19 protein-coding genes are annotated in these 22,905 nt (G+C 72.6%); 9 read left to right on the forward strand and 10 right to left on the reverse strand.

The genetic code is table 11. The features are described 5' to 3' along the window. Positions 1 to 98: 98 nt before the first annotated feature. Positions 99 to 647: a sigma-70 family RNA polymerase sigma factor gene (locus ACIP4X_RS16615; protein WP_100570249.1), complete on the reverse strand. Its 549-nt coding sequence runs from the start codon at positions 645 to 647 to the stop codon at positions 99 to 101. A gap of 210 nt (positions 648 to 857) precedes the next feature. Here ACIP4X_RS16615 and ACIP4X_RS16620 point away from each other — a divergent pair, with 210 nt between their 5' ends. Further along, a complete protein-coding gene (locus tag ACIP4X_RS16620; RefSeq protein WP_358729877.1) occupies positions 858 to 2,021 on the forward strand; it encodes a CapA family protein in 1,164 nt (387 codons plus the stop codon). Between the two features lie 260 nt (positions 2,022 to 2,281). Here ACIP4X_RS16620 and ACIP4X_RS16625 read toward each other — a convergent pair whose 3' ends face one another. Then, on the reverse strand, positions 2,282 to 2,779 hold the full coding sequence (locus ACIP4X_RS16625) for a MarR family transcriptional regulator (RefSeq protein ID WP_391454603.1): 498 nt from the start codon (positions 2,777 to 2,779) through the stop codon (positions 2,282 to 2,284). Between the two features lie 57 nt (positions 2,780 to 2,836). Between ACIP4X_RS16625 and ACIP4X_RS16630 the strand changes: the two genes are divergently transcribed. Beyond that, positions 2,837 to 3,661 carry an alpha/beta fold hydrolase gene (locus ACIP4X_RS16630; RefSeq protein ID WP_391454602.1) on the forward strand — a complete coding sequence of 275 codons (825 nt, stop codon included), beginning with the start codon at positions 2,837 to 2,839 and terminating at the stop codon, positions 3,659 to 3,661. Between the two features lie 49 nt (positions 3,662 to 3,710). Here the strand turns inward: ACIP4X_RS16630 and ACIP4X_RS16635 are convergent, their stop codons facing one another. Beyond that, positions 3,711 to 5,123 carry an amino acid permease gene (locus tag ACIP4X_RS16635; protein ID WP_358729874.1) on the reverse strand — a complete coding sequence of 471 codons (1,413 nt, stop codon included), beginning with the start codon at positions 5,121 to 5,123 and terminating at the stop codon, positions 3,711 to 3,713. A gap of 141 nt (positions 5,124 to 5,264) precedes the next feature. Next, positions 5,265 to 5,753, reverse strand: coding sequence for a universal stress protein (locus tag ACIP4X_RS16640; RefSeq protein WP_391454601.1), 489 nt, complete (start codon positions 5,751 to 5,753; stop codon positions 5,265 to 5,267). Between the two features lie 92 nt (positions 5,754 to 5,845). Here ACIP4X_RS16640 and lysX point away from each other — a divergent pair, with 92 nt between their 5' ends. Both lysX and ACIP4X_RS16650 read left to right on the forward strand, forming a co-directional pair. Then, positions 5,846 to 9,130: a bifunctional lysylphosphatidylglycerol synthetase/lysine--tRNA ligase LysX gene (lysX, locus tag ACIP4X_RS16645; protein WP_401348900.1), complete on the forward strand. Its 3,285-nt coding sequence runs from the start codon at positions 5,846 to 5,848 to the stop codon at positions 9,128 to 9,130. 110 nt (positions 9,131 to 9,240) lie between these two features. Next, entirely contained in the window at positions 9,241 to 10,083 is an 843-nt protein-coding gene (locus ACIP4X_RS16650) for a polysaccharide deacetylase family protein (RefSeq protein WP_358729871.1), read from the forward strand. Between the two features lie 45 nt (positions 10,084 to 10,128). Here the strand turns inward: ACIP4X_RS16650 and ACIP4X_RS16655 are convergent, their stop codons facing one another. Further along, a complete protein-coding gene (locus ACIP4X_RS16655; protein WP_358729870.1) occupies positions 10,129 to 10,803 on the reverse strand; it encodes a class F sortase in 675 nt (224 codons plus the stop codon). A 947-nt stretch (positions 10,804 to 11,750) separates the two neighbouring features. Here ACIP4X_RS16655 and ACIP4X_RS16660 point away from each other — a divergent pair. After that, on the forward strand, positions 11,751 to 12,278 hold the full coding sequence (locus tag ACIP4X_RS16660; protein WP_391454599.1) for a hypothetical protein: 528 nt from the start codon (positions 11,751 to 11,753) through the stop codon (positions 12,276 to 12,278). A gap of 175 nt (positions 12,279 to 12,453) precedes the next feature. Here the strand turns inward: ACIP4X_RS16660 and ACIP4X_RS16665 are convergent, their stop codons facing one another. From ACIP4X_RS16665 to ACIP4X_RS16675, 3 genes are all read right to left on the reverse strand, one after another. After that, positions 12,454 to 12,864 (reverse strand): hypothetical protein, encoded by a 411-nt coding sequence (locus tag ACIP4X_RS16665; RefSeq protein ID WP_358729868.1) that lies wholly within the window; start codon positions 12,862 to 12,864, stop codon positions 12,454 to 12,456. A gap of 160 nt (positions 12,865 to 13,024) precedes the next feature. Further along, positions 13,025 to 13,789, reverse strand: coding sequence for a DUF4239 domain-containing protein (locus ACIP4X_RS16670; RefSeq protein WP_358729867.1), 765 nt, complete (start codon positions 13,787 to 13,789; stop codon positions 13,025 to 13,027). Positions 13,790 to 13,805: 16 nt separating this feature from the next. Continuing rightward, a complete protein-coding gene (locus ACIP4X_RS16675) occupies positions 13,806 to 13,934 on the reverse strand; it encodes a hypothetical protein (protein ID WP_358729866.1) in 129 nt (42 codons plus the stop codon). 757 nt (positions 13,935 to 14,691) lie between these two features. On the opposite strand from ACIP4X_RS16675, the gene ACIP4X_RS16680 reads away from it, so the two are divergent. The 3 genes from ACIP4X_RS16680 (at position 14,692) to ACIP4X_RS16690 (ending at position 18,834) form a co-directional block, all read left to right on the forward strand. Next, entirely contained in the window at positions 14,692 to 15,642 is a 951-nt protein-coding gene (locus ACIP4X_RS16680) for an SCO0930 family lipoprotein (RefSeq protein ID WP_391454735.1), read from the forward strand. A 241-nt stretch (positions 15,643 to 15,883) separates the two neighbouring features. Then, entirely contained in the window at positions 15,884 to 16,696 is an 813-nt protein-coding gene (locus ACIP4X_RS16685) for an SAM-dependent methyltransferase (RefSeq protein WP_358729864.1), read from the forward strand. Beyond that, positions 16,693 to 18,834, forward strand: coding sequence for an EAL domain-containing protein (locus ACIP4X_RS16690; RefSeq protein ID WP_358729863.1), 2,142 nt, complete (start codon positions 16,693 to 16,695; stop codon positions 18,832 to 18,834). The genes ACIP4X_RS16685 and ACIP4X_RS16690 overlap by 4 nt, the downstream gene beginning before the upstream one ends. Positions 18,835 to 18,967: 133 nt before the next feature. Here the strand turns inward: ACIP4X_RS16690 and ACIP4X_RS16695 are convergent, their stop codons facing one another. After that, positions 18,968 to 20,362 (reverse strand): amino acid permease, encoded by a 1,395-nt coding sequence (locus ACIP4X_RS16695; protein WP_391454598.1) that lies wholly within the window; start codon positions 20,360 to 20,362, stop codon positions 18,968 to 18,970. A 94-nt stretch (positions 20,363 to 20,456) separates the two neighbouring features. Continuing rightward, positions 20,457 to 22,085: an amidohydrolase family protein gene (locus tag ACIP4X_RS16700; RefSeq protein ID WP_391454597.1), complete on the reverse strand. Its 1,629-nt coding sequence runs from the start codon at positions 22,083 to 22,085 to the stop codon at positions 20,457 to 20,459. Between the two features lie 130 nt (positions 22,086 to 22,215). On the opposite strand from ACIP4X_RS16700, the gene ACIP4X_RS16705 reads away from it, so the two are divergent. After that, a complete protein-coding gene (locus tag ACIP4X_RS16705; protein ID WP_358729860.1) occupies positions 22,216 to 22,854 on the forward strand; it encodes a TetR/AcrR family transcriptional regulator C-terminal domain-containing protein in 639 nt (212 codons plus the stop codon). The last annotated feature ends 51 nt before the right edge of the window (positions 22,855 to 22,905 follow it).

The raw sequence follows: 22,905 nt of genomic DNA on the forward strand, positions 1-22,905 counted from the left end.
GGGGTCCCGCCCCCTGTCGAACACGGATGAGGACAGCCGATTACTCAACAGCGGTCCACGGCAAGGCGCTTTACGGAGGTTTGACCAGGCATCCGGTTTCACCGCAGGTCGGCCGCGTATCCCGGAAGCATCCGGCGCAGGGCGCGCAGAGCGTAGTACGCGCGGGACTTCACGGTACCGGGCGGGATGCCCAGGGCCTGGGCGGCCTCCGCCACACTGGCCCCCCGGAAGTACACCAGCACCAGGACTTCACGGTGCTCGGGAGTGAGAGTCTTCACAGCCTCCCGGACGTCGAGCGTCGCGGCGGACCGTTCGGCGTGGTCGGCGATGACCCGCGCGTTCTCCAGGTCCGCGTCCCCGACCTCCGGCGGCCGGGCCTGCCGGGCGCGGCGCGCGTCGATGGCGAGCCGGCGCGCCACGGTCAGCAGCCAGGGCCGCACGGAGTCGAAGGCGTCGGCGCGCAGCGCCTCGGGGTGCTGCCAGGCGCGCACGAGCGTCTCCTGGAGCAGGTCCTCGGCGCGCTGGCGGTCACCGTCGCACAGGCGCAGCAGGAGCGCGAAGAGCGGTCGGCCGTGCTCGCGTTGCAGCGCGGCGAGCTCGTGCTCGGCGGTCGTCGTCCCGTGCGGGAGGGTGGTTCCGGCCGTCATGGCGGTATGGCATCGCAGGGGGCGGCGCGGGGACAGGGCGTGCACACGGCTGTGCGACGGACGGTCGATCGCGTCGGTGAACGGTACGACGAACGGTCCGTCAGGCCCCTTGTGCAACACGAACGGGCCAACGGAGGGCCGATACCGTTTGCGAAAGCCGTCAGATTCGTACCCATTTGTATGTCCATACGACCGCCATGGGGTGAACTGATGATCGCACGCAGACAGCAGGTGTCCCTGGTCGTGACGGCCCTCCTCACCGCGGCCGCCGCCTGCCAGGCCCACCAACGGGAACAGCACACTCCGCCCGGACGAGCCGCCCCGACCGCCCCGAACTCCGCGAGCGCGCCCGGCGCGTTCACGCTCGTCGCCTCCGGCGGCATCCTGCCGGACGCCCCGGTGCTGGAACGGGCCGCCTTCGACGCGGGCGGCACGGGGCACGACTTCCGGCCGATGCTCGAAGGCGTCAAGGACGTCGTCTCCCGGGCCGACCTGGCGCTGTGTCACCTGGGCACCGCCTTCGGGGCGAGCGCGCCCTACACCGGCGCCCCCCGCTACAAGTCCCCGCCCGAGCTGGCGACGTCCCTCGCAGCAGCGGGCTACGACAGCTGCGCCACCGCCTCCGAGCACACCCTGGACGACGGTGCCGACGGCGTCCGGCGCACGCTGGACGCCCTCGACGGCGCCGGGCTGCGGCACGCCGGCTCGGCGCGGGGTGAGGGCGAGGCGCGCGGCACCCTCCTGCGGGCGGGGCGTGCCGTGGTGGCCCACCTCGCCTACACCTACGGCACCAACGACGCCCTCCCGCCCGATCAGCCGTGGGCCGTCCGGGTGATCGACGAGAAACGGATCGTCGAGGACGCCCGAGCCGCCCGCAAGGCCGGCGCCCAGGTCGTGGTCGTGTCCCTGAACTGGGGCGGGGCCTGGCAGGACGCGCCCGACGCCCAGCAGGTTGACCTCGCCCGGAAGCTGACCGCCTCGAACTCCGGCGGCCGGCCCGACGTCGACCTGATCCTCGGCAGCCACGCCCATGTCCCGCAGGCCTACGAGAAGGTCAACGGCACCTGGGTGGTCTACGGCCTCGGCGACCAGATCGCCGGCGCCACGACCGACGACAGCGGCCGGCCCAACCCGCGCGCCAACCAGAGCACGCTGGCCCGCTTCACCTTCTCCCCGCCCGCCAAGCCGGGCGGGCGCTGGGAGGTGGCCCGGGCCGAGTTCGTCCCCGAGGTGTTCGACCTCGACGCGGGCCGGGTGGTGAACCTCGGCAAGGCCATCGCCCGCGGCGCCGACCTCCAGGGCACCCGCGACCGCATCCGCGCCGCGGTACTCAGCCGAGGCGCGGCAAAGGACGGCCTCGTCATGGGCGAGTGAGCCCGGCGGGTCGGTCGGCTGCGCGTGGGCATGGTCGGTCGGCCGGAGGCGCGGAGCCGGTTGGTTGGCCGGGGCGTGGGGCTGGCCGGGCGGTTGGGGGAGTGAGCCCGCCGGTCGATCGGGGGCGTAGGCCCGGCCGGTCGACCGTGGGCGCGGATCCGGTTGATCGGGAGAGCGGGGGGCGGTCGCTCGACCGGGCGGCGGGGCCGGGCGAGCGACCGAGGTACTGGGTCGGCGCCGGTCGGCCCATGCGGGGCCGGTCAGTCGACCTCCACGTGTTCGAAGAGGTCGAGCATCTCGCCGAGCACGTGGAGGCAGGCCCGTACCTCGGAGTCCGTCAGGTCGCCGCCGACCTGGCGCAGCAGCTGGTGCTCGCGGTCCAGCACCGAGGTGATCGCAGCCCGGCCCGCGTCCGTGAGCCGGATCAGCGACGAGCGCTGGTGCGCCGGGTTCGGGACGCTGCGCACCAGGCCGCGGGCCGCCGCGTCGTTCACCATGCGCTGCACGAACTGGCGGCTGATCGCCTGCGCGCGTCCCATCTGGGGGACGGTCATCGGGCCGTGCTTGTGCAGCAGGTCGAGCACGGCCCGTACGCCGACGGACAGCCCCTCGACGGCCTCGCCCTGCTCGACCTTGCGCTGCACCCGCCGGTACAGGGGGCCCACCAGATCGAACACCTCGGTGAGGCGGCGGCCGAGTTCGTCCGGCGGGAGAGGGGCCTCGACCCCGCCGTCGAGGTCGCTGTCGATGTCGCTCATCGCACCATCATGACACCTTGGTTGCCAAACCCAGCGCACAATGACACCCTGGTTGTCATGAATGCCGCTGCGGATCTGTGTTTCGCGCCGTCCCCCGACGGTGACCTCGCCTACCTCGACACCGGCAGCGGGGACCCGGTGGTCCTGCTGCACTCCGGCTGGGTCGACCACCGCGTCCTCGACGCGACGACGGCGGCCCTCGCCGCCGAGTTCCGGGTCATCGCCCCGGACGTACGCGGCCACGGCCGGTCCGCCAACGCGACCGGGCCGTTCCGCTGGGCCGACGACCTCGCCGCGCTGCTGCGCCACCTCGACGCCGGCCCGGTGGCCCTCGTCGGCGTCTCGATGGGAGGCGCCATCGCCACCGACACCGTGCTCGAATACCCGGAACTCGTCCGCGGGGTGGTCACCTGCGGCGCCGCGACCAGTGAGTTCCAGTACACCGACCCCTGGGCGCGGCAGACGCAGGCGGAGTCGGCCCGCGCCCTGGGCGCCGGTGACATCGAGGGCTGGCTCGCGTCCTTCCTGCGCTTCGCGCCCGGCCCGCACCGCACCCTGGACGACATGGACCAGGACATCCTGCGCCGACTGCGCGACATGGCCCTGCACACCCTGTCCAAGCACACCGCCGACGAGAAGAACTGGCACGTGCCCCTGACCGGCACCTGGGAGCGCGTGCCGAAGATCGGCGTCCCCCTGCTCGCCGTCAACGGCTCCCTGGACGTCCCCGACCTCCTCGCCGAGGCCGAACGCCTCGCCCGCACCGTCCCCGACGGCCGCTCCGTCACGATCGAGGGCACCGCCCACTACCCGAACCTGGAGAAGCCGGAGGAGTTCAACGGGATCGTCGCGGACTTCCTCCGCGGCCTACCGCCCCGCTGAACGCCTCCCCGGCTCCCGGCCCGTGCGGGTCCCCGGCGGGACGCAGGGCCTAACGCCGGGCCAGCTCCGAGCGCTTGTACGAGTACCCGAAGTAGACCACGCACCCGATCAGGAACCACACGGCGAAACGCACCCAGGTCTCCCACTTCAGGAACGTGATCAGCCAGAGCGAGAAGACGACACCCAGCGCCGGCACGAACGGCATCCACGGCGTACGGAAGCCGCGCGGCAGGTCCGGCTGCCGGTAGCGCAGCACGATCACCGCCGTGCACACCACCACGAACGCCAGCAGGATGCCGATGTTGGTCAGTTCGGCCGCCTCCGCGATCGGCAGGAACCCCGCGATGGCGGCCGACGCCACCCCGACGATCCACGTCACCCGCGTCGGCACGTGCCGCGTGGGGTGCGTCTTCGCGAACCACTTGGGCAGCAGCCCGTCCCGGGACATGGCGAACCACACCCGGGTCACTCCCAACATGAACGTGAACATGACAGTAAGGATGCCGATGATCGCGCCCACCGCGATCACGTCCGCCAGCCGGCTCAGCCCCACCGACTTGAACGCGGTCGAGAAGCCGCTCTCCTTGTTGATGTCCTTGTAGTTCTGCATGCCGGTCAGTACCAGGCACGCCGCCACGTACAGCACCATCGCGATCGCCAGCGAGTAGATGATCGCCTTCGGCATGTGCCGCTGCGCGTCCTTGGACTCCTCGGCCGCCGTCGACATCGCGTCGTAGCCGAAGACCGCGAAGAACACCGTCGCCGCACCGGTGAACGCACCGCCGACGCCGTAGGGGAAGAACGGGTGGTAGTGGGCGGTGTTGATGTGGAACACGCCGACCACGATCACCACCAGCACCACGACCACTTTCAGCGCCACCACGAGCGTCTCGAAGCGGGCCGCGCTGCGGATACCGAGGTTCAGCAGCCAGGCGATCAGCAGGCACAGGATCGCCGCGAACAGGTCGACCCGGTGCCCGGCGCCGGTGCCGGGCGCGCCCAGCATCCAGGCGGGCAGATGCGCGCCCATGTCCCCGACCAGGAAGCTGAAGTAGCCGGAGATGCCGATCGCGACCACCGCCACGATCGCCGTGTACTCCAGGAGCAGGTCCCAGCCGATGAACCAGCCGGCGAACTCGCCGAGCACCGCGTAGCCGTAGGTGTAGGCGGAGCCCGCCTTCGGGATCAGGCCCGCGAACTCGGCGTACGACAGGGCCGCCGCCGCGCTGGCGACACCCGCGATCAGGAAGGACACCAGCACCGCGGGACCCGCCGTACCGTTGGCCACCGTGCCGGCGAGGGTGAAGATGCCCGCGCCGATGATGCCGCCCACACCGATCGCGGTCAGCTGCCACAACCCGAGTGATCTCTCAAGGCGTGGTCCTTCGCCGGCTTCCGTCTCCTCGATGTGTTCGATGGGCTTGCGGCGGAGAATGCCCTCACCCATCCGGAGCCCGGCCATGCGTCTCACCTCTTCACGGAAGGCAAACGGCTGACGCAGGATCATGATGGCCCAGACACCGCGGGGCACGGAAGACGCCACGCACGGATCCGGCGCCGCCCGGCGGGCGCCCGCCGCGGTGTCCGGACACCGGGAGAGGACCTACGGAACGACTGTCACCGGCCAGCGTCCCGCCTTCACCAGACGGACCGCTACCGAGCCGATGATCCGGTGGCCGGCCTGCTCGGAGGCGCCCACGACCACCGCGTCCGCCCGCAGCTCGTCGGCGGCCGTCACCAGCCCGTTGTACGGGTCGCCGCGGAAGGTGTGGAACTCCCAGCGGACCTCGAATATCCCCTTCAGGCGCTGCGCGGACTCCCGGATGTACTGCACCAGGTCCTCGGCGATCTCGTCGGTCGTCTCCGCCACCGGCGCCCCGAGCGCCGCCCCCGCCGTCAGCATCGGCTGCACGTACACGAGAGCGAGCAGCGAGCCCTGCCGGCGGGCGAGACCGGCGGCGTACGCGGCGGCCCGCAACGAGGACTCGGAGCCGTCCACGCCGGCCACGATGACCTTCGGCCCGTCCGTGCCCCGCTCGAACCGGTGCGCGTGCCGCTCGTGCTGCTCGTGCTGCTCGTGCTGTTCCGTCACATGTGCGAGGCTATCGGAATCCCCGGTTCCCAACGCCGCCCGGGTCGGCGCTCGAACTGCGCCCCGCGGCCCCTGTTCCTACAGTCGGAACCATGACCGCCGCCACCCCCTCCCGCGGCGCCGCCGACCCCGCCCGGCCGCCGCGCGGGAACGGCCTCCTCAGCAGGGTGCCGCAGGGCTTCGCCACCTTCTTCGGCGCTCTGGCCGTGCTGTGCGCGCTGCTCGACCTCATCGCCCCGCTGCGGGTCCTGCTCCACCCCGTCGTCCGCGTCCTGGACCTGCTCCTCGTCCCGGTCAGCGTCAACCTCGCCTACGCCGTCTTCCTCGTCCTGCTGGCCGGCGCCACCGCCGCCCGCAAGAAGGTCGCCTGGTGGCTCGTCGTCGGCTACCTCGGTCTGGTGATCCTCGGCGACGTCGTCGGCCTCGCGGCCGGCGAGTACACCGAGTCGGCGCCGTCCCTCGTACTGTGCGGCCTCGCCCTGGTGCTGCTGATCGCGGCCAGAGGCGAGTTCTACGCCGCCTCCCGCCGCGGCGCCTGGTGGCGGGCGCTGGCCGTGCTGGCCGCCGGCCTCGCCGTGGCCGTCCTGGCCGGCTGGGGCCTGGTCGCGCTCCTGCCCGGCACCCTGCCCCCCGGCCTGCACCTGGCCTGGTCCGCCAACCGCGTCCTGGGCGGACTCGTCTCCGCCCGCGACTTCGCCGGCCGCCCGCCGCGCACGGTCACCTTCCTGCTCGGCCTGTTCGGCGCGCTCGCCCTGCTCAACGCCGCCGCCGCACTGTTCCGTTCGCAGCGCCTGGAGGCGGCCCTGCACGGCGACGAGGAACCCCGCATCCGCGCCCTGCTCAAGGCCTACGGCGAGGACGACTCCCTCGGCTACTTCGCCACCCGCCGCGACAAGGCCGTCGTCTTCTCACCCAGCGGCAAGGCCGCCGTCACCTACCGCGTCGAGACCGGCGTGTGCCTGGCCAGCGGCGATCCCGTCGGCGACCGCGAGGCCTGGCCGCACGCCATCGCCGCCTGGCTGGACGTCGCCCGCCGCTACGCCTGGGCGCCCGCCGTCATGGGCGCCTCCGAGGAGGGCGCCCGCGCCTACGCCCGCTCCGGGCTCAACGCCCTCCAGCTCGGCGACGAGGCGATCGTGCACGTCGCCGGCTTCGACCTCGACGGCCGGGACATGCGCGTGACCCGGCAGGCCGTGCGCCGCGTCCGCCGCACCGGCGCCACCTGCCGCATCCGCCGGCACTCCACCCTCACCGACGCCGAGATGGAGGAGATCGTCGACAAGGCGGACGCCTGGCGCGACACCGAGACCGAACGCGGATTCTCCATGGCGCTGGACCGCCTGGGCGACCCGGCCGACGGAGACTGCCTCCTGGTCGAGGCCCTCGACACGGAGGGCCGGCTCCTCGCCCTGCTGTCCTTCGTGCCCTGGGGCCGCGACGGCGCCTCCCTCGACCTGATGCGCCGGGACCGCGCCGCGCCGAACGGTGTCATGGAGTACATGGTCGCCGAACTCTGCGCCGCCGCCCCGAAACTCGGCGTACGCCGCCTCTCGCTGAACTTCGCGGTGTTCCGCTCGGTGTTCGAGGAGGGCGCCCGCATCGGAGCAGGACCGGTGCTGCGGCTGTGGCGCGGCCTGCTGCTGTTCTTCTCCCGCTGGTGGCAGCTCGAAGCCCTGTACCGGTCCAACGCCAAGTACCACCCCGAGTGGTACCCGAGGTTCATCTGCTACGGCGAGACCGCCTCCCTCGCCCGGATCGGCCTGGCCTCCGGCATCGCCGAGGGCTTCGTCGCCGTACCCTCGCTGCGCAAGCTCTGGGGCAAGGGCCACCCGGCCCACCCCCGCACCGGACCGCGCCCGGCCACCACCGAGGGCCTGCCCCCGCTCACGGCGCTCGGACTCGACGCGGCCTCACGGGCCGGGGCCGCCCGGGCCCGCCCCGGCCCGCCCGAACAGGTCCGCGTCCGGCACGCGAAACTCGACCGGCTGCGCGCCGCCGGCACCGACCCCTACCCGGTGGGGACGAACACCCGCACCCACACCCTCGCCGAGGTCCGCGAAGGGGAGCAGCTCACCGTGGCCGGCCGCGTCCTGCTCGTCCGTGACTTCGGGGGCATCGTCTTCGTCGTGCTCCGCGACTGGTCGGGCGACCACCAACTCGCCCTCACGCGCGACCGGACCGGGCCCGCCGCCCTGAAGCGCTTCACCGCCGACACCGACATCGGCGACCACATCACCGCCACCGGCCGGGCCGGACGGAGCGACCAGGGCGAACCCACCGTCTTCGTGACCTCCTGGCGGCTGCTCGGCAAGTGCCTGCGCCCGCTGCCCGGCAAACACCGCGGACTGGCCGACCCCGAGGCCAAGGTGCGCCTGCGCTACCTCGACCTGGTCACCAGCCCCCGGGCCCGCGAGGTCGTCCGCATCCGCTCCACCGCCGTACAGGCCCTGCGCCAGGGACTGCTGGACCGCGGCTTCCTGGAGGTCGAGACGCCGATGCTCCAGCAGATCCACGGCGGCGCCAACGCCCGGCCCTTCACCACCCACAGCAACGCCTACGACCTCGACCTCTACCTGCGCATCGCCCCCGAGCTGTATCTGAAGCGCCTGTGCGTCGGCGGCCTGGAGAAGGTCTTCGAGATGGGCCGCACCTTCCGCAACGAGGGCGTCTCCGCCAAGCACAACCCCGAGTTCACGATGCTGGAGGCCTACCAGGCCCACGCCGACTACGACGTCATGCTCGACCTCGCCCGCGAGCTGATCCAGGGCGCCGCCACCGCAGCCTTCGGCCGCCCGGTCGCCCACAAGGACGGCACGGCGTACGACATCTCCGGGCCCTGGCCGGTCAGGACCGTGCACGGCGCGATCTCCGAGGCGCTCGGGGAGGAGATCGGCCCGGGCACCGGCACCGAGGCACTGCGCCGGCACTGCGACCGCGCCGGCGTGCCGTACACCGCGGACGACACGCCCGGCGAGATCGTCCTGGAGATGTACGAGCGGCTGGTGGAGGAGCGCACCGGACCTCCCGTCTTCTACAAGGACTTCCCGACCGAGGTCTCCCCGCTCACCCGGCAGCACCGCACCGACCCGCGGCTCGCCGAACGCTGGGACCTGGTGGCCTTCGGCACCGAACTGGGCACCGCCTACTCCGAGCTCACCGACCCCGTCGAACAGCGCCGCCGGCTGACCGCCCAGTCCCTGCTCGCCGCCGGGGGAGACCCGGAGGCGATGGAACTGGACGAGGACTTCCTCGACGCCCTCGAGTACGCCATGCCGCCCACCGGCGGCCTCGGCCTCGGCGTCGACCGGCTGGTCATGTTCCTCACCGGCCTGACGATCCGTGAGTCGCTGCCGTTCCCGCTGGTGCGCCGCCGCTGAGACGCCTGGCCGGGGCACCCGCGCACAACTGCCGCCGGGCGCTGGGCCGGGCGGGTGCTTTCGTCGCGCCGTCCCGGGGGAGAGGCGCAACGCCCGGACACTGATGACTCATGAAGAAGGATCAGTTGCTCACCCGGCGCCGGGCGTTGCTCGCCGGCGCCGTCGCGCTCGGAGCGGCGGGAGCGGCCGGCACAGCCGGTCTGCTGCTCTCCGGTTCCTCCGACACACCGGTACCGCCCGCCCCCGCGGCGGGCCCCGGGGCGCGCAGCGCCCTCAAACCCTCCGCCTACCGTCTGAGCCCCCTGGCCGGCGACGCCCCGCAGCGGGCGATGCCGCTGCCGGCCAAGGTGCGGACCTCGCCGATCCTGCGTTTCTCCGGACGCGGCGACACCATGATGCTGACGTTCGACGACGGACCCCACCCCGAGTTCACCCCGCACGTCCTGGACATCCTGGCCCAGTACGACGTCCGGGCCACCTTCATGGTCTGCGGGGAGATGGCCGACTGGAACAGGGACCTGCTGGCCCGGATGGCCGACGAGGGACACGTCGTCGGCAACCACACCTGGAGCCACCCGCTGCTCACCCAGCTCGACCGCCGCGGCATCCGCAGCGAGATCGAACGCACCAGCGACGTCATCGAGAAGGCCTACGGGGAACGGCCGTTGTGGTTCCGCGCTCCCTACGGCGCCTGGAACCACGACGTGTTCAAGCTCAACGCCGAACTCGGCATGGAGCCGCTGGCCTGGAGCGTCGACAGCCTCGACTGGACCACGCCCGGCACCGGCGCCATCGTGCGCCGGATCGAGAGCGGCGCCGCCCCCGGGGTCGTCGTGCTCTCCCACGACGCCGGGGGCGACCGCTCGCAGACCGTCCGCGCGCTGCGCAAGTACCTGCCCAAGCTCCTCGACGACGGCCGCCACTTCACCGTGCCGCGCCGGCAGTACACCTGAGCCGGGCCGCGCGCACGGCCCGCCGCCCGCCCGGCCGGGGTCCGCTCAGCGGACCTCGACCAGGCGGGCGAACACGACGACGTTCCCCTGATATCCGGTCTGCTTCGTGTAACCGCCTCCGCAGGTGATGACCCGCAGTTCCGGAGTTCCCTTCGAGCCGTACACACGGTCGCCGGGGAAATCGTCCTTCTGGAACACCTCGACGCCGTACACCTCGAACACGGCCGTCTTTCCGTCCTGCCGGTCGATTTCGACGCGGTTTCCCTTCTGCAGGGCGCCGAGCCCGTAGAACACGGCGGGTCCCGCCTTGTTGTCCACGTGGCCGACGACGACCGACGTGCCCTTTTCCCCGGGTGTGACCGCGCCGTTGAACCACCCGGCCAGATTCGGGTCCTCCGGCGGCGGCGCGGCCACCCAGCCGTCCGGGTCCACGCCGACCGGTGTGACGGGCGCGTCGACCTGGATCACCGGGATCCTGATCCGGTCCGGCACCGAGCGCGTCACGGGCTGAAGGCCCGTCAGCGTGGGGAGCGGCGTGTGCCTGATGTCCGGCGCGGCCGCCGTCGCGGGCTGGGGCGGGCCGACGTCGAACTCACCGGAGCCGTTGCGGATCAGGGCGAGTCCGGTCAGCAGGGCCAGCGCTATCACGCCCCACGGCGCACGCTTCCTTTGTGGCTCCCGCTCCTCCTCGATGAATCCGGTCAGCTCTCTCGCGGACATTCGACAACCCCTCTCGACCCGGCCGCCGCCGCGCCAGTCGCGCATGCGAGAACGCTAAGTCCGGCGCGCGCAACCGGCGACGCGGCGCATGCGAACGGGTGGCGGGGCGGATTTCCCGTGCGCCATCCGAGGCGGTCCGGAAGGGTCATTTCTGACGGTCCGTGACCTGCGTCGATCTTCAATGGGGTGAAAGTACCGGCGGATTCGCTCACCGAGACGGACCATCCCCGAAATGCGCCCGCGTGGAGTGCGTCCGAGGGTCGGTTGCGGGAGGTGCTTTCTCGCCGATCGACCGGGTACGGGTCCCCGGGGCGCCTTCCACGGAGGATCACATGCGTACTGCTCGTACCCTCTCGGCCCCCTCGGCCCCCCTGGTGGTGCTGGCCGCGGCGGTCGCCGCGGTCGGGCTCGCCGCCCCGGCGGCCGTGGCGAAGGGCGGCGATGTGCCCGGTGTGACATGGGACGGCGGCGTGCTGGGCGGCCACGGAGGTGGCCCAGGAGGCGGCCCAGGAGGTGGTCCAGGTGGCGGACCCGGAGGCGGACCGGGAGTGGGTCCGGGATTCGGGCCGGGAGTGGGCCCGGGGTTCGGGTTCGGTCCCGGGGTCGGCCCCGGGTTCGGATTCGGCCCCGGGTTCGGGCCGGGGCCCGGAGGGGTGGGCGGCTTCGGAGAGTTCCGCGGCTTCGGAGAGTTCGGAGAGTTCCGTGGCTTCGGCGAGTTCCGCGGTCGCCCCGGGGACCGGTTCGGTGAGTTCCGCGGGTTCGGTGAGTGGCGCGGTCCCGGCCGGGGTGACAGGTTCGGCGAGTTCCCCGGCTTCGGTCCGGGGGTCGGAGTCGGCGGCTTCGGCGGTCCTGGCGGTCCTGGCGGCTGGGGCGGTCCCGGTGGTCCCGGCGGTCCCGGCGGTCCCGGCGGTCCGGGCGGACCTGGTGGTCCCGGTGGGCTCGGTGGCGTGGGTGGCTTCGGTGACAAGGGAGGCGAGGGCGCGGGTCCCGGCGTAGGTCCCGGTGGCGGTCCGGGCGTGGGCCCCGGCGGCGGTGCGGTCGGTCGCGGCGGTGCGTTCGGCCACGGTCCGGCCGGCTTCGACAACATCGTGCCCACGCCCGGTGTGATCGCCCGCGGCGGTCAGCTGGTGGTCACGATCGACGGCTGCCGCAACGGCGGGACCATGTCGTCGAACGTGTTCTCCCGGGCCACGGTGCGGCCGTTCGACGGTGCCGGCGAGCGCGCGCAGGGTGTCGTGACCATCCGCGACGACGCCCGTCCCGGGACGTACGACATCACGGTCGACTGCAACGGCCGGCGGCTGACCCGGGCGGGAGCCTTCACGGTTGTCGGCGGTGTGCGCGGCGGAGTGGGCGGCGGCACCACCACCGGCGCCACCCCGGCCGACATGGCCATCGGCGGTGGGCTGATGGCCGCGGGCGCGGTCGGCGGCGGCGTCCTCTGGATGCGGCGCCGCTCCGACAAGCGCTCCTGACGGCCCCGCCCCCCGGATCCGGCCCCGCTCCCTGTGCGGGGCCGGATCTCTTCGTGCCCGCGGGGTCTTCGTCCCCGGCCCGCGCGCACCGGGGGGCTTCCGCGTGCACCGGCAGGCCTTCGCCCCGGACCTGGAGTGGTCCGGGGCGAAGGCCCGTCCGGGGGAGCGGACGCGGTCAGGCGGCGCCCTGCGCGCCGGTGCGCCGGCGGGAGAGGCAGTACGCCGTGCCGAGCGAGCCGCCGACGAGCGCGGTGCCCATGCCGATCTGCTTCAGGTCGAAACCCGCCGCGGTCCCGCCCACGCCCGCGCGGACGCCGTGCCGGTAGTGATCCGATCCGCCGCCGCGTCCGCCGAAGCGGCCCTCGTCGTCGTCATCGCCGTAGCCGGAACGGCCGTTGCCGCCGCCGTGGGAGCGCCCGCCCCCGCCGGAGTAGCGGCCCTCGTCACCGCCGCCGCCTCCGTACGAGCGGCCGTCGCCGTTGCCGTAGAAGTGGTTGTCACCGCCACTGGCGACGGCGGCCGGCGCGCAGAAGGCGAGGGCGCAGACGCCCAGCAGTGCGGCCGAGACAACACCTGTTACGCGCATGATGGGTCCTCCGGTCCCCGAGGAGCAGCAGCGGACCTCTTCCGCCTGTGCCGGATATGCGCCTCGCTGAGCAAAACGCTAGGGAGATGCGCACTCCGGCGCGATCGCACCCGGGCGAACGGGGCAACGGTTGCGCCGCCCAGGGGATCCACGGGTCACGTCACCGCGTCAGATGGGGGAACAGGTCGAGGAACGGTCCGGCGGTGGCCGAGACGCCTCGGCTGTAGGGGGCGTCGAAGTCCCAGATCAGGAAGAGGAGGAAGGTGATCAGCGCGGAGAACAGCCCCGCGAGGATCAGCTCCCGTTTCGTGCGCCGGATCTGGAGCGCGAACACCATGCCGATGGTGATGACGCCCCCCGAGAGCAGCCCGAACCACACCACCCCCGGCATCGTCGCCCCCATGGAGCCGGCGCGCGCGGTGCGGGCCTGGGAGGCGGCGGCCACCTGGTCCACCAGCGGCTGGTAGGCCTGCGCCTCGAAGTCCGTCTTGGGCTGGTAATCGGTGACGTCGGCGCGGACGCGCTCCATCAGTTCGTCGCCCCGCCGGGTGACACGGCCGTGGTCGGCCATGGTCTTCCACTCGGTGGTCACGACGTGTCTGGCGTAGGCGTCGACGTCGGCGCGGATGCGGTCGCGGACGTCGGCCGGATAGACGCGTACGCGTTCGGAGACCTCGTGCAGCGCCTGGGCCTCCGCCTGGACATGGTCCTGGGCGGCGACGCGCGCCTCCCAGACACCGGCGATGGCCAGACCGAGCACGATCGCGTAGACCACGCCGATCCACATGGTCATGTACTCGATGACGTCCGGAGTCTCGGTGGGATCGTCGTCGACGGCCTTCGTGCGGTGCCGCAGGAGGGTGATGACCACGACCACCGCACAGGCGGCCAGCATCGCGAGCAGGAGAACAAGCCATTCCGACAAAGGATTCCTCCAGGGGTCAGCGCGGGCGGAGCGCGGCCACGGCGGCCAGTGCGGGCACCGCGATGAGCAGGACGTAGGTGAGGGGCGAGGGACTGCGCCGGGGGGTCGGCCGGTGCGGCTGGGCGTGGTGGCGCGGGTAGGTCACCGGCGCCACGGACGGGCTGGGACGGGGCTCGGGGGCCGGTTTCGGGGCCGGTGGCGGAGGTGGTGCCGGGGGCGGGGGCGGTGGGGGAGCGGGCCGGGCCTGCGGGGCTGCCGGGGCCGGGCGCGGGGGTGGCGGGGGTTTGGGAGTGGGGGTGGGCCTCGGCTTCGGTGGCGGCGGGGGCTCGGGCGGTGGAGGCGGTGTGGGTGTCGGCGTTGGCGTCGGGGTGGGCGTGGGCGTCGGGGTGGGGCTCGGGCTGGGCGTCGGCGTCGGCGTCGGCCGTCGGCACGGCGGTGGAAGGGGCGTGAGTGAGGGCCAGGAGCCGCCGGCCACCGCCACCGCCTCCATGCCGTCCGGGCCCGTGGAGGCGTACGCGCAGGCGTCGGCCGCGGCCGGGGCGGCTCCGCCCACACACGTCCACGCCAGCAGTGCCGGCGCCAACACCCGCAGCATCAGGGCGGATCGCGTCGGTTCGGGTCGTTGCACGAGCGAGATCATGAGCTGTCGCGGACCGGGGCACGCCGCGGTGGGCGCGGATTGCCCCGAAGGTGGGAAGCCGCAGGTCGGAGGGTTTGATCGGCGGTACGGTGCGGCGCCGCCGATGGGTACGCGCGTACGGGGTGGCGCGAAGCGTGTCCCGGGTCGCGGAAAGAAATCGCCGACGCGGTTGAACACAACCGCCGGTGCCGTCCGTACCCAGTGTCGTGCGGCGGCGCAGTAGGGCGCTGCAACACCCTTTAAGGATTATGGGGAGTTGACGATGAACACCTCCTGGCGGAGCGCCTCACTCGTGGCGGCGGCCGCGGCCGTGCTGGCGCTGACGACGGCGTGCGGTCAGGAAAGCGCCCCTTCGGCGGGCAGCCAGAATGTGGGCGCGACCGCCCAGGCCGGCGGATTCGGCAGCGCCGGAACGAGCGCGGGCACCGCCACCGGCAGCGCCGCGGGCAACGGTTACGGCGCCGACGGCCAGCAGGCCGCCCCCAAGCCCGCCGGGCAGCTCACGGTCGCCACCAATGTGAAGCTGGGCAAGGTGGTCACCGACAGCGCCGGAATGACGCTGTACCGCTTCGACGCGGACACGGCCCAGCCGCCCACGTCCAACTGCGACGGCGACTGCGCCACGGCCTGGCCGCCGGTTCCCGCCGACGACGCCGCCGCCGGCCCCGGTATCGACCAGTCCCTGCTCGGCGAGGTCACCCGCTCCGACGGCACCAAGCAGCTCACGATCGGCGGCTGGCCCGCGTACCGCTACGCGAAGGACACCGAGGTCGGCGACGCCAACGGCCAGGGCGTGAACGACAAGTGGTTCGCCCTGGCGGCCGACGGCAAGAAGGCCGCGCTGACGGACCTGCCGGGCCTGTCCGTGAAGAAGACCGAACTGGGCGACGTCGTCGTCGACAGGAAGGGCATGACGGTCTACCGCTTCTCGAAGGACCAGGCGTGGCCGAAGTCGGTCTCCGCCTGCACCGGTTCCTGCCTGGAGAAGTGGCCGGCCGTGGCCCCCGTCGCCGTGAACGACACCAAGGGCGTGCTGACGAAGGGCATGATGCCCTTCACCCGGCCCGACGGCGTCAAGCAGATGACCATCAACTGCTGGCCCCTCTACACCTTCTCCGGGGACAAGTCGCCCGGGGACGTCAACGGCCAGGGTGTCGGCGGGACTTGGTTCGCCGTCTCGCCCGACGGGAAGGCGATCGGCGCCCCGAAGTAGGGCAGCCGCCCCTCCCGGCAGACCGAACCCGAACCGGACCGCCCCCTCCGCGCCGCACGGAGGGGGCGGTCCATCGTGCGTGCAGACCATGGCAATTCACCGCGATGCGGATGCGAGGGCCGACCGGAAGCGCAGGTGGTGACCGGGAACGGATGGTCAATTTCCGTTTCCACTCGCCCGTTCGGCGGGCGATCAGTAGCCTCTGCTCGAACACCGGATCGCCTACGCAGTGGAGAGATGGATGGAGCGTCCCGCCTGGGCTCCGCGGAGCATCGACATCTCGGTGCCGAGCGTCGCCCGCATCTACGACTTCTACCTGGGCGGTTCGCACAACTTCGAGGCCGACCGGGAAGCGGCGCGCAGGGCCATGGAGTTCATGCCGGGGCTGCCCGGGATCAGCCGGGCGAACCGGGCGTTCATGCGCCGGGCCGTGGAGTTCGCCGCCGAGGAGGGCATCACCCAGTTCCTGGACATCGGGTCCGGCATCCCCGCCTTCGGCAACGTCCACGAGGTCGCCCAGGCCGCCCGGCCCGGCGCGCGGGTGCTGTACGTCGACCACGACCCGGTGGCGGTGAGTCACAGCAAGGCCGTACTGGCGGGCAACGCGGACGCGGACGTGGTCGCGGCCGACCTGCGCAAGCCCCAGGAAATCCTCGCGAGCCCCGAGTTGGGGCGGCTGATCGACCTGAATCGGCCAGTCGCGCTGCTTCTCGTTGCCATACTGCACTTCGTGGAAGACGCGGACGACCCCTGCGGCGCGGTGGCCGAGTTGCGCGACGCGCTCGCGCCGGGCAGCCTGCTCGTCCTCACCCATGCCTCGTACGAGGGCATCCCGCTCCCCGAGAAGCGGAGCCGGTCCCTGGTGGACGTGTACGAAAACATTCGCAACCCGCTGATCATGCGCTCGCGCGAGGAGATCGCGCGGTTCTTCGAGGGGTACGACATGGTGGAACCCGGGCTGGTGCCGATGCCGAACTGGCGGCCGCGTACGGCGCCGGAGGACGAGGACCCCTATGCCTTCTCCGGTTTCGCGGGCGTGGGGCGTACGGCGTGATCGCGGAACCGGACGGGCCGGAGGGCAGACTGCGCCGGCTGACGACGATCTGGAGCCGGGCCGTCTTTCCGGTGACCTCGACGTCGCTGACCCGCCCGGAGTTCGAGGAACTGCTCCTGCCGCTCGCCCGCCGGCTGAGATCGGCGCTGCGGGACCGGGTCTTCGACGCGCGGGAGGGCGAGGCGGTCGGCGCCGCACTGGTCGACGCGCACTGCACCGCGCCCGAGGCGCTCAGCCACTCCCTGGACTGCCTCGACGCCTACCTCGTGCTGTACTGCGGTGAGGACGGCGACCAGGAGGACCTGCGGGCACGCTCCGCGCGGTTGCAGCACTCGATGGCGGCCGGGTTCGCGCGGGCTCTGCGGGAACGCACGCTGGCCGAGCAGGAGGCGATAGCCCAGGCCGCGCTGCGCGCCCAGGGCGTGGTCGCGCAGGCGCTGCACGCCAGCGAGGCCCGCTTCCGTGCCGTGTTCGAGGGCGCCGCGATCGGCATCGCCATCGCCGACCTCCAGGGCAACGTCCTCCAGGTGAACAGCGCGCTGCTGCGCATGTTCGGCGGCGCCGAGCAGACCGTGCGCGGCCGCGGCGTACGGGAGTGGACCCACGCCGACGACCCCCCGCATCTGTGCCGGCTGTACGAGGAGCTGGTGCGCGGCGAGCGCGAGCACTACCACGTGGAGAAGGCCTTCTACCGGCCTGACGGAACGGTTCTGTGGACCAACCTGACCGTCTCCCTGCTCCGCGACGCCGACGGCTGTCCGCAGTACCAGCTCGCCCTCATGGAGGACACCACCGAGCGGCGGCTGCTCAATCTGCGGCTGCGGTACGAGGCCACCCACGACGCGCTGACCGGACTGCCCAACCGCACCCTGTTCTTCGAGCGCCTGGAGAAGGCGCTGAACGCGGGCGAGGGACAGCGCTTCGGCCTGTGCTACCTCGACCTGGACGGCTTCAAGACCATCAACGACAGCCTCGGCCACGCGGCCGGGGACCGGCTGCTGGTCGAGGTCGCCGACCGGCTCCAGGCGTGCGCGACCGCGCCCGGCGAGATGGTCGCCCGGCTCGGCGGTGACGAGTTCGTCGCGCTGACCACCGGCCCCGGCACCCGGGAGGAGGTCGACGAGCTGGCCGCGCGGATCACGAACGCGCTGGTCGCTCCGGTCCGTATCGACGGCCGGGAACTGGCCGTGCGCGGCAGCATCGGCATCGTCGAGGGACCGGCGGGCGAGCGCAGCGCGGCGGAGGTGCTGCGCAGCGCGGACATCACCATGTACCGGGCCAAGTCGGCCGGCGGCAACCGCTTCGAGCTCGCCGACCCGGAGGCCGACGCCCGCGCCATCACCCGGCACGGACTGACCACGGCGCTGCCGACCGCGCTGGACCGGGGCGAGTTCTTCATCGAGTACCAGCCGCTGGTGCGCCTCGGCGACGGCAGTGTGCGCGGGGCGGAGGCGCTGGTGCGCTGGCTGCACCCGCAGCACGGCGTCCTCGGTCCCGACCGGTTCATCCCGCTCGCCGAGCACACCGGCCTGATCGTCCCGCTGGGCCGCTGGGTCCTCGAACAGTCGGTGCGCCAGGCCGGCCGGTGGCGGGAACTGCACGGGGACGGCACCGAGGGGCCGCTGCGCATCAACGTCAACCTCTCGCCGTGCCAGCTCACCCACCCCGGGCTCGTCCAGGACACCGTCGACATCCTGGAGCGCACGGGCGTGCGGCCGGACGCGCTGTGCCTGGAGGTCACCGAGTCGGCGCTCATCGGCGCCGACGACGACCTGCTCAAGCCGTTGCGGCGGCTGGCCGAGATGGGCATCGACATAGCCCTGGACGACTTCGGCACCGGCTACTCCAACCTGGCCAACCTGCGCCGGCTGCCGGTGAGCGTGCTCAAGCTGGACCGTTCCTTCACGCAGGGCATGCAGCAGTTCCCGGCCGATCCCGTCGATCTGAAGATCGTCGAGGGCATCGTCACCCTCGCCCACAGCCTGGACCTGGCGGTCACCGTGGAGGGTGTGGAAACCGGCGCGCAGGCCGAACAACTCCGCCTCCTGGGCTGCGACACGGCCCAGGGCTGGTACTACGCCCGCCCGGGTCCCCCGGACCGCCTGCACGACCTGGCCCTGGCGGACGCGACGGGCTGACCGGGACCGCGGGTGGCCTTTCGGGGGCGCGGGGAACCGCGCTCCCGGCCCCCGAGGCGTCCGCGGACGAACACGCTCCCGACACGGCCGGGGGCCTGCCGGCATCCCGTCGGCAGGCCCCCGGCCGCGTCGCTCAAACCCGCGGCGCCGCCACCACGTCGCCCGGTGCGGACACCGTCCCCTCCCGCTCCTCGCTGAAGCTCATCACCGGCGGCTTCCGCCGGAACGCCCGGGTCAGGAACAGCAGGTACAGGAACCCGGCCAGCATCCAGCAGAGCCCCACCTCGAACGTGATCCCCTCCAGGCTGGTCCACAGCCAGACGGTCAGGGCGAACCCGACGACCGGCAGCAGTCCGTACGAGAGCAGATCGCGCGTACCGCGGCGGCCCCGGTCGACCAGATAGTGCTTGACCACGCTCAGGTTGACCATCGAGAAGGCGATCAGGGCACCGAAGTTGATCATCACCACGGCGTTGTCGAGGCTGATGAACAGCGCGACCAGCGAGACCGCGGAGACCAGGCAGGTCGTGATCACCGGGGTGCGGAAGCGGGGGTGGAGGTAGCCGAACACCCGCCGGGGCAGCACCCCGTCACGCCCCATCGAGTACAGGATCCGGGACACGCTCGCCTGCGTGGTGACCCCGGAGCCGAAGGCGCCCGCGACATAGACGGCCACGAAGAACGAGGTGAAGGACGAGCCGCCGAGCGTCCGCATGATGTCCAGGCCCGCGCTGTCCGGGTCGTGGAACGTCGAGCCCGGGTGCACCAGCGCGCCCATCCAGGAGACCACGATGAACAGCACGCCGCCGATGGCCGTGGTCAGCACGATGGCGCGGGGGATGGTGCGCCGCGGGTCCTTGGCCTCCTCCGACATGGTGGAGACCGCGTCGAACCCGAGGAAGCTCAGCGCGAGGATCGCCGCCCCGGAGAACGCCGCCGAGGTCCCGGACCCGCCGCCCGGCACGAACGGGGCGAACGGCTCGGAAGCACCGTGGCCGAGCGTGTGGTGGACGGACAGCGCCACGAAGAGCACCACGAGCACCCCGGCCAGGCCCACCACCAGGATGCTGAGCCGGCTGATCGAGCCCACGCCGAGCACGTTGACCAGCAGCGCGAGCAGCAGCGCGGCGAGCACGAACACCCGCGCGGGGACCGACGGGAACTGGCTGTGCAGATAGATGCCGATCAGCAGGAAGTTGATCATCGGCAGGAAGAGGTAGTCCAGCAGCAGGGTCCAGCCGACCATGAAGCCGACATGCCCGCCGAAGGACTGCTGGGTGTAGGTGTACGCCGAGCCCGCGGTCGGGTACGCCCGCACCATCCGCCCGTAGCTGACGGCCGTGAAGAGCATCACGACCAGCGCGATCACATAGGCGGCCGGCAGATGGCCGCTGGTCACTCCGGTGACCGCCCCGTACGTGGTGAACACGGTCACCGGGGCGAGATAGGTGAGTCCGAAGAGGGTGAGCCCCGGCAGCCCGAGAACCCTCTTGAGTCCTTTTTCCGCGGGGATGTCCTTGTCCGTCATGAAGTGTTCCTTCCGCAGAAGAGTGAGGCATTGCCGGGCGGTCCGGCGAGGACGGAGGGCGCGGCGGGGCGTCAGGGGGCGCTCCGCCCCGGGGTCACCCCTGGGTGCCGTGGGTGCGCTCGCCCGCCAGCCAGGTGCCGAGCACGGTGATGGCGGGTACGTCGTGCGGGTCGCGGTCGCGGGGGTCCCGGTCGAGCCAGACCAGGTCGGCCACCTGTCCGGGGGCCAGGACGCCCCGGTCGTCGGCCATCGCCTGGTGGGCGACGCCGGCCGTGTAGCAGGACATCGCGGTCTCGATGCCGATGCGCTCCTGGGGCAGCCAGCCGCCCTCGGGGAGGCGTTCCGGTGTCTGCCGGGTCACCGGGACCGGGAGGCCGGTCAGCGGCCGGTGGTCGCTGACCGGCCAGTCGCTGCCGAACGAGACCCGGGCGCCGCCGCGCAGCAGCGACCCCAGCGGGTACTGCCGCCGGGAGCGGGCCTCGCCCAGGCGGGGCATGGTGAGGTGGGTCATCGCCGGGTCGGGCTGGAGCCACAGCGGCTCGATGTTGGCGATCACCCCCAGTTCGGCGAAGCGGGGCAGGTCCTCCGGGTCGACCATCTGCACATGGGCGATCACCGGACGCCGGTCCCGGGGGCCGTTCGCCCCGGTGAGGTGGGCGAGGGCGTCCAGGGCGGTGCGGATGCCGGCGTCGCCGATGGCGTGCAGGTGCGGCTGGAGTCCCAGCCGGTCGATCTTCACCAGGGCCTCGCGCAGCTCGGCGGCGGCCCAGACGGGCATGCCCCGGGTGCACGGGTCGTCGGCGTACGGTTCGAGCAGCGCCGCGGTGCGGTTCTCGATGATGCCGTCGACGAAGAACTTGACGGTGCGGACGGTCAGCCGGTCGAGCCCGGCCGCCTCGATCCGGTCGCGGTCGGCCGCGAACTCGGCGAGCTGCTCGCGCCACCGCGACGGGTCGGCGCGCAGGGCGAGGTTCACCCGGGTGGCCAGGGCGCCCTTCCGGGCCGCCGCCAGATAGGCGTCGACGGCCTCGTGGTCCACCCAGGCGTCCTGGATCCAGGTGACCCCGGCCTCGGCGTAGGTGCGGGTGGCGAGGGCGAGGGCGTGAACGCGCTCGTCCAGGCCGCGCGCGGGTGCGGCGTCGAGGACCGCGTCCACCGCGTCCCACTCGATCATCGTGCCCATCAGGCTGCCGTCCGGGCGGCGTACGAAGCGTCCGCGCTCGGTGTCCCGGGCGGAGCCGTCGAGGCCGGCCCGGCGCATGGCCTCGGTGTTGCACCACAGCGTGTGGTAGTCCCAGGCCCGCAGGGCGACCGGGCGGTCGGGTACGACGGCGTCCAGCCAGCGGGCGTCGAAGAGTCCGTCGGGGGTGAGTGTGGAGTCGTAGCTGCCGCCGAGGATCCAGTCGCCCTCCGGGTGCTCGGCGGCGTACCTGGCGACCTCGGCGACCAGCTCGTCCACGCTGGTACAGGGTCTGATCCGCGGCCCGAGCGCCTCGAACCCGCCCTGGTCGGGATGGCAGTGACCGTCTCCGAACGCCGGCATGAGCAGACCTCCGCCGAGGTCCAGCAGCTCGTCGGCGGCGCCGGTGAGCGCCTCGGCCGCGGCGCCGACGGCCTCGACCCGGCCGTTCCGCACGGCGAGCGCGGTCGGTCGCTGCCCGGAGCCGGACGGTGCGGGGAGGCCGGTCCACACGGTGCCGTTGCGGAAGACGGTGAGGGGCATACGTACTCCCAAAGCGAATGCCGTTCGTTTTAGTGGACGCAGGTTAGACTCACGCGACGACGCTTGTGAAGAGGGGCGGGGACACCGGATGAGCGCCGGGACGCGAAGAGCGGGACGGCCGAGCACGCCCGTGCTCGATCGCGAGGTGATCGTGCGCGGCGCGCTGGACCTGATCGACGAGGTCGGCGCCGACGCGTTCTCCATCGCCCTGCTCGCCAGGCGGCTCCGGGTCCGGCCCTCGTCGCTGTACAACCACGTCAAGGGCAAGGACGACATCCTCGCCGGAGTGCGCGAACTGGTGGCCGACCCGATCGACGGGCGGGTCTTCGACACCCTCCCCTGGGACGAGGCCCTGGTGAGCTGGGCCCGGCTCTACCGGGCGGCCTTCGCGGCGCACCCGCAGACCATCTCGCTGCTCGCCACCATGCCGGTGTCCGGCGCCCACCGCACCCTGCGGATGTACGAGTCGGTGGTGGCCGGTCTCGAGCGCGGCGGCTGGCCGACCGCCTCGGTCATTCCCGTCATGGTCGGTGTGGAGTCCTTCGTCCTGGGCTCGGCGCTGGACCTGGCGGCACCGGCCGCGATGTTCGACCCGGGTCCGGATTCGCCCCGGGTGCCCCGGTTCACCGCCGCGGTGCGCGCCCGGGACGAGGTCTCGGCCGCGCGGGGACGGCCCGCCGCGGACCTTGCCTTCGAGGTGTCCCTCGCGGCACTGGTCGACGGCCTGCGCGCACGGCTGGCCGCGGAAACGGCTTCCGGAGGAAGATAGTTGACGTTCTGTCAGTCTGATGGGGATTCAGGCTGACGGGGGTTCAGTCCA

The organism is Streptomyces sp. NPDC088817 (assembly GCF_044750345.1).
GTDB lineage: Bacteria > Actinomycetota > Actinomycetes > Streptomycetales > Streptomycetaceae > Streptomyces.

Excerpts from the sequence above, each read along its gene's own strand:
- ACIP4X_RS16615 (WP_100570249.1), bottom strand. The coding sequence starts at position 647 with ATGACGGCCGGAACCACCCTCCCGCACGGGACGACGACCGCCGAGCAC.
- ACIP4X_RS16620 (WP_358729877.1), top strand. The coding sequence starts at position 858 with ATGATCGCACGCAGACAGCAGGTGTCCCTGGTCGTGACGGCCCTCCTC.
- ACIP4X_RS16625 (WP_391454603.1), bottom strand. The coding sequence starts at position 2,779 with ATGAGCGACATCGACAGCGACCTCGACGGCGGGGTCGAGGCCCCTCTC.
- ACIP4X_RS16630 (WP_391454602.1), top strand. The coding sequence starts at position 2,837 with ATGAATGCCGCTGCGGATCTGTGTTTCGCGCCGTCCCCCGACGGTGAC.
- ACIP4X_RS16635 (WP_358729874.1), bottom strand. The coding sequence starts at position 5,123 with ATGGCCGGGCTCCGGATGGGTGAGGGCATTCTCCGCCGCAAGCCCATC.
- lysX (WP_401348900.1), top strand. The coding sequence starts at position 5,846 with ATGACCGCCGCCACCCCCTCCCGCGGCGCCGCCGACCCCGCCCGGCCG.
- ACIP4X_RS16650 (WP_358729871.1), top strand. The coding sequence starts at position 9,241 with ATGAAGAAGGATCAGTTGCTCACCCGGCGCCGGGCGTTGCTCGCCGGC.
- ACIP4X_RS16655 (WP_358729870.1), bottom strand. The coding sequence starts at position 10,803 with ATGTCCGCGAGAGAGCTGACCGGATTCATCGAGGAGGAGCGGGAGCCA.
- ACIP4X_RS16665 (WP_358729868.1), bottom strand. The coding sequence starts at position 12,864 with ATGCGCGTAACAGGTGTTGTCTCGGCCGCACTGCTGGGCGTCTGCGCC.
- ACIP4X_RS16680 (WP_391454735.1), top strand. The coding sequence starts at position 14,692 with ATGAACACCTCCTGGCGGAGCGCCTCACTCGTGGCGGCGGCCGCGGCC.
- ACIP4X_RS16685 (WP_358729864.1), top strand. The coding sequence starts at position 15,884 with ATGGAGCGTCCCGCCTGGGCTCCGCGGAGCATCGACATCTCGGTGCCG.
- ACIP4X_RS16695 (WP_391454598.1), bottom strand. The coding sequence starts at position 20,362 with ATGACGGACAAGGACATCCCCGCGGAAAAAGGACTCAAGAGGGTTCTC.
- ACIP4X_RS16700 (WP_391454597.1), bottom strand. The coding sequence starts at position 22,085 with ATGCCCCTCACCGTCTTCCGCAACGGCACCGTGTGGACCGGCCTCCCC.